The organism is Gelidibacter pelagius (assembly GCF_017581925.1).
Taxonomy (GTDB): Bacteria; Bacteroidota; Bacteroidia; order Flavobacteriales; family Flavobacteriaceae; genus Gelidibacter; species Gelidibacter pelagius.
This window is the reverse complement of record NZ_JAGEVG010000028.1, coordinates 32170-44179: the sequence shown is the minus strand read 5'-3', so window position 1 is coordinate 44179 and position 12010 is coordinate 32170. Positions and strand designations below refer to the sequence as shown.

Below are 12010 nucleotides of genomic sequence, written 5' to 3'. Positions count from 1 at the left end.
TCGGTATTTATTCGAAATCTGCATCTCCTTTTTAAGAGTACCTTGACGGTCGATAGAATAAACCCCATTGAAAGTTATGATATGGCGCCCCTTCCTGGGCTGATTTCGCTTTCTGAAAAACAATTATATACCTCTCGCATTTCAAGAGCTCTGAAAGAGCGTCATACATTAGCATAGGGCGTAGAACCTATGCTAATGGAAATAACCGATTTACCATATTGCCCTGAAAGGGCGACATACCTATTATTCCCCAAGTTTATAAAATCGCGTCGGTCGGTATTTATTCGAAATCTGCATCTCCTTTTTAAGAGTTCCCTGACGGTCGATGGAATAGACCCCATTGAAATTGGGCGTAATAGCATTAGGAACCACCATAAAAAGTCTGTCATCCAAAATATTGAACACATTCATACGCGAGGCTGGATTGGACGTTGGCACCTCCAATTTTGTATAATTTTCAGGAGAAGCTGTATCAAATTCGTAATAAGATAGTTTTAAGCCATTTCTGGTTTCGACCTCTTCACTGGAGTCAAATAAATAAGGTGCTTCGGAAATGTGCAAATACAATTTGTTGTTATATGACATAATCGATTGGGCAATTCTCCCCTCCCCGAACAACGATTCAATATCGATCTCCCAATCTTGATCAAATTCTGTTTCACCAGCTTTGATTCTAAAGATTTTTGAGGGGTTATGGTTATTAAACTGATTCCAACCCCAAGAGCAGAAATATAGATTTCCGTCCTCATCTTTAGTCGTGGGATTATTTTCCGAAACAAAAAAGCCGACCGTCTTGACGCCGTGATATTGAATGATTTTCTCAAAACTAAAACTCGGAATATCAATGACCGCCAGATAGAAGTTTTCTTCGTCTTCGGAGATCAGGTTGAAATTGGCTTCCTCCAAAAAGACAACACTCACATACAGCTTATCATCTTTATAATCCAAGACCAAAGATCCTGTTCTCACCAAATTATTCCCATAGGCATCCTCAAATTCAACATCTGGACGAAACGCTTTGATAAATGGACGCAAATCAAGTGCATCTCCCAATTGCATAGTCAAAGGATTAAAGGCTTGGATGGTCTGACCGCCACTATCCTCATTATAATAAAAGCCGAGATCATCGTTTACTAAAGCCAATTTTCGCGATGGAAAAAGATTGCCCTTCCCTATATATATTTCGCTATCAATAAACACTTGGTCTGATGTGTTCAATGTGAGGCGAAAGAGTCCTGGGGTGGACGAATAACCTCTTTTGTCCTTGGCCATACTAAAGATATAGTTCTTAAAAAAATGATGCCCTGAGGAGGTTGACGGATCTGAATTGACAAAAGTTTGATTGTCTTGGATCAAATCATATTGTTTTTCAGTATCTAATCCTTCCAAATTAAAACTAAAAAATCGGGTAATATCGGCCGTAGAAGCATCTTCTGTAGCTAACACATAATTATTAGATGAATACTCCGTCTTCGGATTTTTATTTTCATCGTCCAAGTTTTTAACTTCACAACGCATCAGCCCCAACAAGAGAATACCAAAGAAAGCTTTATATATAATTGAAGACTTCATACTCTTAAAAACTATAGGTTATTTTCATTCTAAAATGTCGGCCAGGGCTTTGCATTTTGAATTCGTTATAAATATTCTCATCAAGAACATTTTTAAGTTCTGCACTAAAAGATACGCTTTGTTTAGAAAAATCGCGAACATAGATAAATCCAATATTATGGGTGTGCTGATTTGGAATAATTCGGCTGGTATTGATTTTTGAGGTTCCGAAGAGGCCTAAAAATCCGTCAGGCTCAAATTGTTTTTCGATATAATCGAGATAATACTGATGCACATAAGAATAATCCCAAAAAAATGATAGATCGGTGGAAAGCTTCAATAACTCCTTGATATTATATGAGGCACTGATATTTCCATAATAAAAAGGCATATTGGCAATCCGTGCGTCTTTAAAATGTTGATTGTTTAAATATTTATCTTTGGACGATTGTAAGCGAAAGTCATTCCAAGTTAAATTCCCCGACAGCTGTAACTTTTCTACGGGTTCGTAATTGGCCTGCAACTCTACGCCCAAGCCTTTCACATTATCAAGGTTGAGATTGATGGCTTGATATTGGTTCAAATCTTTTAAACGAATCAGATTCTGGGTATCGCGATAGTAGGTGTTTATTTCAAAACCGAAATCGGTGGCTGAATAGGTGTATCCCAAATTTATATTTTTACTTTTCTCGGGAGTCAATTCATAATTGGCTACAATAAAATTATTGTCGCCAAATAGCTCCTGTTGTTCTGGCAATCTAAACGTGTTTTCATAAGACACCCGAACATAGCTTTTCTCGTTGATATTGTATTTTAAGGCCTGCGAAAAGCTCAGACCTTTATTTATCACTTCCTTATCCACAATGTTCTCCTCTAGCGGATTGTCTGACGCATTATAGCGTCCGGCGAAGTTGCCAAATAGAAACTTGAATTGTGTGTTGGATTCCAATTTCCGATCAAAAAACTGGGCATTCAGGGCAAAATTGGTAATGAGCTTATTGTAGGTGGTGCCATTCAGATTCTGGTCTCCAAGATTGGATTTTCGCTTGTAATTGCTATAAACCGTATTGTTTTCTATTTGAAAATAATTAGTGATCAAATAATTAAGATTGGTTCGGGAGGTCAATTGCTCAAAGTTGGTGTGCATGTAGCCGTTCTGGAGAAGCATATTTCCCATTTCGGAAGCCGAACTTGTGGTATGCGCCACGCCTTTCCAATCATAATAAACATTCTTGCCCTGGTCAAAAATTTCAAAATCAATATTGCTATAGACCAAAAACTGATTGACGCTCAGTTTATTTTCGAAAAAATGATTTTTGTATTTTAGGGAAGGAATAAAGTTTCCGCTTTCCTGTCTGTAGACCTCTCCAAAAGGTCTGGCTCTAGAAAAAGGATCGTTTTGAATATCTCTTTTCAGCCCGTAGGAGTTCACTTTAAACTCAATTGATTCTGCCCAGGATAATTGTCGAGCTTCTAAAGAAAATTCTAAAGAATGTTGATTAAATCCGTTGTGAAACAAACGTTCCCGAATATAATTGACCTGTCCACTATTGGGGTCTTTATAGGGCAGATTATCTACTTTATAATTGTTTTTAGAATAATTATAAAAGCTATTGACGCCAAGAAAGAGATGGTCGTTGAATTTTATATTCGCATTGGCTGTTGCGATATGGGTATTATAAGATCCTGTTTCATAAGAAACGGTGCCCGATGTTTTTTTACTGGTCTTAGGAACAATATTGATGGCGCTGCCCAAAGCGTCCACTCCTATCTTTGTAGGTAACACGCCTTTGTATATTTCCACTCGACTGATGGCGTTGGTAGGCACCTTGGTAAGGCCGAAATTGGATCCTAAATAATCAATTGGGATATCATCATATAAAAACTTGACCGCATTGCCCGTAAATCCTCCAACAATAATATTGCTCGCAGATCCAAGACCACCAACATTCCGTATTTTCACCCCGGGACTTTTATCGACCAGATCTTCCACAGAATTGGCACGCCTCGTATTGGCTTCCACAGAGATGATATTTGCTTTGATAGCGCTGCTTTTTAATTTTTCACTGATGCTAAGCGTCCGCAGTTTAACTTCGTCCAGATTATAGGTGAGCATTTCAATGTAGAGCGTCACTTCATGCACTTCACCAGCTCTCACTTGGACATTTTTAATGTCGAACTGAAACCCGTCGTACACTGGATAGACATTGTAGAAACCTGAAGGCAGATTCTTAAAAATAAATTTCCCTTCTTTGTCGGTCAGAGTACGAGCATTAGTCTCAACCAAACGAATTTCAACATTTTCTATCTGGTCATCAAGCGAGTTGATAAGTTTACCTTGTAGCGTCCCAGTATTCTGTGCCATAGAAAACAAGGTGAAAAACATTAAAAAGAAGCGTATAATATTCCTAAGCATAGAAAAGAGGAGCGATTTAAAACTCCTAATTATTTTATCCGTATCGGGCGCATCTACAGCATCTCAGAATAATAAAGATGAATTTAGGATACGCCCGAACAGACATTTAAAGCGCCATAAAGGCACTTTCTATTATTTACTTTAAGTTATTTATTTAGGATCAAAAAATCCGCAATAAAAATCCTCACCATCAGGATCGGTCAATACTGGTGTTTCTGTTTTGTCAATAGCCTCCTTTACAAGAGTGAAATTGGCTTCTGAACCATTGCCCATTTTTGACTGGAAGGTCATCGTGACTTTCCCTTCAACCTGCTTTGTTTTGATGTTGGTTGGATTTAAACCAAAATTATAAGGAGGGCTCATCGGGTTGGTCTGTACAATTTCAAAATCTTTGGAATCACCTTCCCAAGTCCAGTAATCCTCTGCATAAGGGTCAAATAACGGTCTATCCATCTCACCTAAAATAAAATAGACCTTGTTATCCGCACGGAATTCATAACCTGCAACAAGCTCCACGATACACGCATCGCTCGCCGGTCTTCCACCTTCTTTCATGGTGATAAAATCTACATTGGTCAATCGCCATTCGCCTACTAAGCTGACCGTGTTTTCTGCGCCATTATCGTCATCACTGGAACAAGAATAAAACACCAACCCAAAAACAAGGGCACTCAATAAAACTAATTTCTTCATAGAATTTGATTTTTTAAAATTTCATGCAAATTTAAGCCTTATTTAGAACAAGACTAAATGGAATCACTAGTTTTTCCAAAATATTTAAAATAGACGTCGGAATCTAAAAATTATATTATTGGCCTTCAGAATATAGGAGTAAATGGTGAAAATTCAAATTGTGAAATTTGAGAAACAAATCGTTCTGAATTTGAAAAAGACCCTTTTTCTATCCTACAGCAAGACCTAAAGTATGACAAAAGTCATTTGTTACTTCTATTTAATTTTGTAATTTTCACATTAACACTAATATTATAATTATGAAAAAATATCTCATAATCTTTATTCTCCCCGCTTTCATTGCCTGTGGAAACAAACAAAAGGAAAAATCAGACGATGGATATGAAGATTTGTATCCTATTGCCACCAACTTCTTCCAACCGATTTCATCATTGGATCTTGAAACACCAGATGCAGACAAAGTGAATCTGGGCAAACATTTGTTCTTTGATACACGTTTGTCTGGAGAAGGAAATATCAGCTGTAATTCTTGTCATAATCTTAAGACCTATGGAGTGGACAACGAGCGTTTTTCTCCAGGGGATGCACCCGGAACCGTAGGCGGACGAAATTCGCCAACTGTATTTCATGCTGCACTCCACAAGATGCAGTTTTGGGATGGTAGAGCCGCTGATGTTGAGGAACAGGCTGGGGGTCCAATTTTGAATCCGTTAGAACATAATATTAAAGACGAACAACAATTGGTCAACCGATTGAAAGAAGTGGATCTATATCTTGAACTCTTTTCAAAGGCTTATGAGGATGAGGACCCAATTACCTTCAACAATTTAACCAATGCCATCGGGGCTTTTGAACGCACATTGATACCAGAAAGTAGATTTGATAAGTATTTAGAGGGTGATCAATCGGCATTGAACACTGATGAGAAAAAAGGATTGAAAGCCTTTATTGATTCCGGATGCATTACCTGTCACAGTGGTCCTGCCTTGGGTGGTCAGATGTTACAGAAGTTTGGTTTGTTTCATGATTATTGGAAACACACGGAATCTGAAGATGTTGACCTTGGACTGTATGATATCAGCGAAAGAGAATCAGAAAAATATTTCTTTAAAGTTCCAGGATTGCGAAACATCGTCCATACCGCTCCTTATTTCCATGATGGATCCGTACAGGATTTGGATGATTCAGTAAGAATCATGGGCAAACTCCAACGAAATGTTGACCTATCTGATGATGAAGTCAAGAATATTGTGGCGTTTCTAGGCAGTCTTTCTTCAGATATTCCAGAGGATGTAAAACAGTCACCTTTTGGGAGTTAAGAAAATAAATTTCCCAAGTACCTCGAAACTCGTTCCAAACTAAGTGGCAACCCATGCGGTATGAACACGAAATTGTTTTTACGATGAAAGCATGCCTTTTTTAACCCCATCTGTGGGATTAGAGAAGGCATGTTCAGGTAGTATAATGAGCCATGGAAATGGAAAATAATTTAAAACCTTTGACCAATGACAACCATCAACTACTCTAAAGAAAGAATAAAAGGCAATTTAACCATGGGGATTGGCTTTATCTTCATTGGAGTTCTTCTTATTTTATTATCAGAAGGTATGGATGAGTGGAAAATCATGTCCTTGGACGCTATCGGAATCGGACACATTTTTGTTGGGATTTTCATGTTCGCCGTTTACCTTTTTGAGAACAAAAAACAATATCTGACGGTTAAAAATGGTGAAATAATAAAAAACACGATGTTTCCCCAAAAAACAAAACTTACTAATATAAAATCAGTCAGGCATTTTGCGGGTGATATAAAACTAATGACAGAAAATGGTGAGTTAATAATTGATGCTCAAATTGTAAATCCAACCTCACTGGTGGCATTTCAAAACGAATTGAAAATCTATAATTTACCGTCAAATTAAACTAGTTTGCATCTCCAAACCTCTCTCTTCTGTTTTTTAATCGGTGCTTCTTTATTGAATTCGTCGACTTCCGAAAGTGTAATAATTTCGATTTATAAATTCATCATTGTCCTTCAAGACAAAGTGTGTTTCTAAAGCCCTCTTACAAAGAAATTTATTTCATAAAAATAAAAAGAAGTATCTTCGCGCAAATCTATTTTAGGAAAGCGTAAACTATGAGTTTAACCAGTGAGAATATATTATTAGTAGGTTCCATCTTGCTTTTTATAAGCATTGTCGTAGGTAAAACTTCTTATAAATTTGGTGTTCCTACATTATTATTATTCTTGACCATTGGCATGCTGGCAGGCTCAGAGGGAATCGGTGGTATTCGTTTTGACAACCCCAAAAACGCACAGCTCATTGGTGTTATTTCGCTTAACTTCATCCTATTTTCAGGAGGTCTGGACACCAATTGGAGCTCTATAAAACCTATTCTTAAAGAAGGTATTATTTTATCAACCCTAGGCGTTCTTCTGACCGCCCTTTCACTTGGCGGATTTGTTTATTACGTTACCGACTTTACCATTTATGAAAGTATGCTTTTAGGTTCTATCGTCTCATCAACAGATGCCGCAGCTGTATTCTCAATTTTACGATCAAAGAGCTTGGCGCTGAAAAAAAATATCAGGCCCACATTAGAATTGGAAAGTGGAAGTAATGATCCCATGGCCTATGTACTGACCATTGCCTTTTTAACTTTAGTCATCAATCAAGATCAGGGTATTGGCTCGGTTGTGCCTATGTTTTTACAGCAAATGATTGTAGGTGCCGGCGCAGGTTTTGGATTTGGATATCTCAGTAAACACATCATTAATCGCATCAATCTTGGCTTTGAAGGTCTCTACCCAGTTTTGGTAATTTCAATGATGTTCATCACTTTTTCGGCCACCGATTTTGTTGGAGGCAACGGCTTTTTGGCCATTTATATTTGTGCGGTTTACCTCGGAAATCAAGACATCATCCAAAAGAAAACCATTTTAAAAATGTATGATGGTTTGGCTTGGCTTATGCAAATCGTTTTATTCCTTACGCTAGGCCTTTTAGTTTTCCCATCGCAGATCGTTCCATATATCGGAGTTGGTATGCTCATTTCATTATTTCTAATAATTGTTGCGCGCCCTATAGCCGTTTTTATAAGCTTAGTTTTCTTTAAAATGAAATTGAGAAGACGCTTCTACATTTCGTGGGTTGGCTTGCGTGGCGCTGTTCCCATAGTATTTGCGACCTACCCGCTTCTCGCTGGAATTGAAAAGGCCGATATGATATTTAGTATCGTATTTTTTATCTCGGTAACCTCTGTTCTCATCCAAGGGACATCATTAGGCGTTGTGGCAAAATGGCTGAGAGTCGGTATCCCAGAACAAGCAAAAAAGATCACGCCAATAGATGAACTTCTTTTGGATCTTCCAAAATCGTCATTGCAGGAATTTACAATTTCACCTGAATTTTCTCCGATAAACAAAAGAATTGTCGATTTGCACTTCCCCCCAGAAGCATTTATAGTCATGATCAAACGCGATGATCAATATATTCGCCCGGGCGGGTCAACTGAAATTAAAGCCAATGACGTTTTGATGGTGCTCGCTGATAGACCTGAAGATTATTTAAAAGTCGAAGAATGTCTTTTCCATCCAAAATACGCAAAAACCTCTTAGTCCGACATAAATAGAAGTAGTTCCCGAAGGCTTCTTTTAAATCCTCTCAGTATATTATCACTGCCAACTGCTTTAAATCATGGCAAAAGAACGTGCTTTTCAAACATAGAATTTATATATTCCTTTCAGTCTATTCCAAGAGCGTGGAGCATTGCTTTAATGATGAGACAAATGAACATCAGAGAAGAATTTATACAACATCAAATTCGGGTATAATCAGTATATTAGATGTCTGACAATCGAAATTAGTCGTCATTATCAAAATCGTATGATTTTTTTTTAAAATTCTAGCTGTTTTAAACTGGACAATTAACACAAAAATTTAAAGTCATGAAAAAAATATGTCTATCGCTCGTCTGCATCTTCCTATCGTTTGGAGTTCATGCACAAGGTATTATTGGCGCATGGGAGAATTTATCAACTTCGGAAAACGGAGACCAATTAAAAAATGTAATTGTTTTTGTGGATGGATATGAAGTGTCAACAACATTTCATGCCACTAATGGAAAATTTATTGAAACCCATGGCGGTAGTTGGTCATTGGAAAATGATATCCTAACAAGAAAAGTGGAATTTGACACCAATGATCCTGAACGCGTTGGCACCGAAACCAGTTCTAAAGTGACTGTTGCCGATAATGAACTTAAAATAGATGACAAGAATCTGAAACTGACCAGAATAGATAATGGTGAGCCAGGAGCATTACAAGGCGCTTGGTTAATGTCAGGTCGTGTTGTAGATAGCAAAGCTCAAACACGTGACACCAGTGGCCCACGCAAAACCATGAAAATTCTATCTGGAACTCGCTTTCAGTGGATTGCTTACAATATAGAAACCAAACAGTTCATGGGCACGGGCGGAGGCACCTACACCACCATCAATGGGGAATACACCGAGAACATCGAATTCTTTTCAAGAGACGATTCCCGAGTTGGAATGAGCTTGAAATTCAATTACGAACTGATTGATGGACAATGGCATCACACTGGATTCTCCAGTAAAGGAGATCCTATCAACGAAATTTGGAGTTTGAGGGATTGATTATGATTTTGCCACTCGGTGTTTTCCACCAACGATAATCAAGATTATTGACATCAATCATTTTATAAATAATACTCATTAAATGGTAATACAAGTATATTAGCCACTTGTAAATACGAGTTGTACAACATATAAAACAAACGCAATAAATTAATGAAAGTTTACGGAAAATGTAAAAACTGCCAAAGCGAAATAAATTATTCGACAAGTGCAAATACAAGAGTTGAATTTGCAATGCAAGATGGTGAAAACAAAACTCTGAGTTGTAAAGACTGCGGAAAGAATACGGAACTTCACGTTGATGAGTTTTACACAAAACAATCCAGTATTGCTCAAATTGGAGCAGGTTTGTTTCTTATTATTGGCACGCCACTAATGATCTTTTTCCTGAATCCAATATTTTCTGGAAGTCGAAACCCTTATGTGATTTTAATTGTTGGTGGTTTCTTGCTGGTGCCTGTCATTGTATATGCAATTATAAAAAAACAAGATCAAACAAGAGTCAGTTCTTTCAACAAGCGAAAATTGAAAGGACGTATTCATAATATATAATATTTTAGAATCAAGAACCCCGAGGTCCGACCGGCATGGGCGGACAAGCCCACGAGGTATGAATAAGGAATTGTCTTTTTGATCGAGGCAAGCCTCGGGATATTGAAAACACACTGGTGGGAATTAAAATATATCTAAACGTGAAAGTATATGCTCACAGACATTCATCCTAAATTACCAATGCGGAACAAAAACGTGACTCGGGAATTTTACTCAAACCAATTGGGATTTAAAGAATATGGAAATGCCGACTTTGATGGCTACCTAATGATGGAAAAAGACCAAATTCAAATCCATTTCTTTGAATTTAAAGAACTTGATCAAAAAGAAAATTACGGACAAGTTTATATCAGAACCGATAATATCGACGAGTTTTATAAACCATTATTGACGAAAAAGACAAAAATCCATCCGAATGGCCCATTGGACATCAAACCGTGGGGACAAAAGGAATTTTCAGTACTTGATCCAGATAGTAATTTATTGACATTTGGACAAATAATTTAAGAATATAGCGGACTGACAACGATAGCTATATATCATTGGTTGTCCTCGCCCACTTGTAAAACACCTAATGGTTGTCAGAATAATATGAACTATGTAAATTAAGGGCAACCAAAGCAACTATTCATAGTTGAGACAGTCTAACTGCTAATAAAAATGAAAATAAAATTCAAAAAAAAGCGTCTCAGATATTTCATGGCCATTGGAATACTATGGTTGATTTTTGGTGTGATCGCCGTCATCTTTTTTTCAGACAATATTTTCAACTATGGTTATTTACTATTGGGAATACTATATTTCAGTATTTATCTTTTTGAACACAACAAGCAATATCTCACCATAGAAGATGGAACGATCTCCAAAAACCATCTGATTCCAAAAAAAATAAATCTAAAGGATATTAAATCCATTAAACTATTTGCTGGAGATTATAAACTCAAAACCGATACTGATGAACTGATCATCGATACAAAGTTTATTGACGAAAAATCTTTAATAGATTTGGAGACTGTCTTGAAAAGTTTAAATTTAGAAATCAACTAAATCCAATATTCACCAACAATATATCAATGAAAATAATTACAAATTTGGCCCTATTATTAGTCCTGTCTACGTCATGCGCACAACAGTTGAAGAGCAGCGATTTCACTAAAGAAGGGAGTTTTACAGAAGGCGTTGAAGGCCCAGCAACCGATTACGAAGGAAATGTTTATGCCGTGAACTTTGAAGAACAAGGCACGATAGGGAAAGTCACTCCAAGTGGAGAAGGTTCGGTATTAGTAAAACTACCCAATGGCAGTATTGGCAATGGGATACGGTTTGGCAAAAATCATCAGATGTTTGTGGCGGATTATGTCAATCACAACATTCTGGAAATTGATTTGAGAAGCAAAAAAATCGAGGTCTTTGCCCACGAGCCAACCGCCAATCAACCCAATGACATCGCTATTGCCCCAAACGGCACTCTTTACGCCAGCGATCCGAACTGGTCAGACAATACCGGTAAACTATGGAAAGTAACCAAAGAAAATGGATTTGAATTGCTCGAAGACAACATGGGAACCACCAACGGTATTGAAGTAAGTCCTGATGGCAAAAAACTCTATGTCAATGAATCCGTCCAAAGAAAAATTTGGGTCTATGACATCCTTGACAATGGTTTTATAGAAAATAAACAAGAGTTTATTTCTTTTGACGATTTTGGAATGGACGGGATGCGTTTTGACGGTAGCGGAAATATCTATGTGTGTCGCTACGGAAAAGGAACTATTGCAGTGTTATCGTCTTCGGGAGTTTTAGTGAGAGAAATAGAATTAACTGGTAGGAATCCATCCAACATCACCTTCAGCAACGACTACAAAAAATGTTATATCACCATGGCCGATAGAGGCAATATTGAAGTTGTGGAATTGTAACAGACCCCTCGGCAAGTTCTGACTTTTCCTTCGCAAGGTTATCATATCAGAAAAGTCACTTCTGCCACTGTTAATATTCTCCTTCACCAATGTTGCCAGTTACCATCAACAGTTTTTATAACTTTTCCACCTCATCAATCTCTTTTCGCCGCTGTTGGTGTTTTCCACCAACAATTTGGAGTACACTTGCACCTCACCCCTCTCTTACAAAATCAAGAA

11 protein-coding genes are annotated in these 12010 nt (G+C 37.5%); 8 read left to right on the top strand and 3 right to left on the bottom strand.

Annotated elements, in window-relative coordinates; genetic code table 11:
- Positions 1-243 precede the first annotated feature (243 nt).
- The 3 genes from J4051_RS17645 to J4051_RS17635 all read right to left on the bottom strand — a co-directional run bounded on the left by J4051_RS17645 (position 244) and on the right by J4051_RS17635 (position 4660).
- Positions 244-1572 (bottom strand): hypothetical protein, encoded by a 1329-nt coding sequence (locus J4051_RS17645; protein WP_208235206.1) that lies wholly within the window; start codon positions 1570-1572, stop codon positions 244-246.
- A 4-nt stretch (positions 1573-1576) separates the two neighbouring features.
- On the bottom strand, positions 1577-3916 hold the full coding sequence (locus J4051_RS17640) for a TonB-dependent receptor (RefSeq protein ID WP_208235205.1): 2340 nt from the start codon (positions 3914-3916) through the stop codon (positions 1577-1579).
- A 201-nt stretch (positions 3917-4117) separates the two neighbouring features.
- Complete coding sequence (locus J4051_RS17635) at positions 4118-4660, bottom strand: hypothetical protein (RefSeq protein WP_208235204.1); 543 nt, start codon at positions 4658-4660, stop codon at positions 4118-4120.
- A gap of 299 nt (positions 4661-4959) precedes the next feature.
- Here J4051_RS17635 and J4051_RS17630 point away from each other — a divergent pair, with 299 nt between their 5' ends.
- From J4051_RS17630 to J4051_RS17595, 8 genes are all read left to right on the top strand, one after another.
- Positions 4960-5979 (top strand): cytochrome-c peroxidase, encoded by a 1020-nt coding sequence (locus tag J4051_RS17630; protein ID WP_208235203.1) that lies wholly within the window; start codon positions 4960-4962, stop codon positions 5977-5979.
- Between the two features lie 186 nt (positions 5980-6165).
- Positions 6166-6582, top strand: coding sequence for a hypothetical protein (locus J4051_RS17625; protein ID WP_208235202.1), 417 nt, complete (start codon positions 6166-6168; stop codon positions 6580-6582).
- A 215-nt stretch (positions 6583-6797) separates the two neighbouring features.
- Positions 6798-8279, top strand: a complete 1482-nt coding sequence (locus tag J4051_RS17620; RefSeq protein ID WP_208235201.1) for a potassium/proton antiporter — start codon at positions 6798-6800, stop codon at positions 8277-8279.
- A 330-nt stretch (positions 8280-8609) separates the two neighbouring features.
- Positions 8610-9320: a membrane or secreted protein gene (locus J4051_RS17615; RefSeq protein ID WP_208235200.1), complete on the top strand. Its 711-nt coding sequence runs from the start codon at positions 8610-8612 to the stop codon at positions 9318-9320.
- A 153-nt stretch (positions 9321-9473) separates the two neighbouring features.
- The gene (locus tag J4051_RS17610; protein ID WP_208235199.1) at positions 9474-9872 is read left to right on the top strand and encodes a hypothetical protein; all 399 of its coding nucleotides are present in this window, start codon (positions 9474-9476) and stop codon (positions 9870-9872) included.
- 150 nt (positions 9873-10022) lie between these two features.
- Entirely contained in the window at positions 10023-10379 is a 357-nt protein-coding gene (locus tag J4051_RS17605) for a bleomycin resistance protein (protein WP_208235198.1), read from the top strand.
- A gap of 153 nt (positions 10380-10532) precedes the next feature.
- Positions 10533-10919, top strand: coding sequence for a hypothetical protein (locus J4051_RS17600; protein ID WP_208235197.1), 387 nt, complete (start codon positions 10533-10535; stop codon positions 10917-10919).
- Positions 10920-10945: 26 nt separating this feature from the next.
- Entirely contained in the window at positions 10946-11791 is an 846-nt protein-coding gene (locus J4051_RS17595; RefSeq protein WP_208235196.1) for an SMP-30/gluconolactonase/LRE family protein, read from the top strand.
- Positions 11792-12010: the final 219 nt, after the last annotated feature.

What these genes read in the sequence shown, in the direction of transcription:
- J4051_RS17620 (WP_208235201.1), top strand. Translation starts at nt 6,798, where the DNA reads ATGAGTTTAACCAGTGAGAATATATTATTAGTAGGTTCCATCTTGCTT.
- J4051_RS17630 (WP_208235203.1), top strand. Translation starts at nt 4,960, where the DNA reads ATGAAAAAATATCTCATAATCTTTATTCTCCCCGCTTTCATTGCCTGT.
- J4051_RS17600 (WP_208235197.1), top strand. Translation starts at nt 10,533, where the DNA reads ATGAAAATAAAATTCAAAAAAAAGCGTCTCAGATATTTCATGGCCATT.
- J4051_RS17645 (WP_208235206.1), bottom strand. Translation starts at nt 1,572, where the DNA reads ATGAAGTCTTCAATTATATATAAAGCTTTCTTTGGTATTCTCTTGTTG.
- J4051_RS17595 (WP_208235196.1), top strand. Translation starts at nt 10,946, where the DNA reads ATGAAAATAATTACAAATTTGGCCCTATTATTAGTCCTGTCTACGTCA.
- J4051_RS17610 (WP_208235199.1), top strand. Translation starts at nt 9,474, where the DNA reads ATGAAAGTTTACGGAAAATGTAAAAACTGCCAAAGCGAAATAAATTAT.
- J4051_RS17635 (WP_208235204.1), bottom strand. Translation starts at nt 4,660, where the DNA reads ATGAAGAAATTAGTTTTATTGAGTGCCCTTGTTTTTGGGTTGGTGTTT.
- J4051_RS17615 (WP_208235200.1), top strand. Translation starts at nt 8,610, where the DNA reads ATGAAAAAAATATGTCTATCGCTCGTCTGCATCTTCCTATCGTTTGGA.
- J4051_RS17625 (WP_208235202.1), top strand. Translation starts at nt 6,166, where the DNA reads ATGACAACCATCAACTACTCTAAAGAAAGAATAAAAGGCAATTTAACC.
- J4051_RS17640 (WP_208235205.1), bottom strand. Translation starts at nt 3,916, where the DNA reads ATGGCACAGAATACTGGGACGCTACAAGGTAAACTTATCAACTCGCTT.
- J4051_RS17605 (WP_208235198.1), top strand. Translation starts at nt 10,023, where the DNA reads ATGCTCACAGACATTCATCCTAAATTACCAATGCGGAACAAAAACGTG.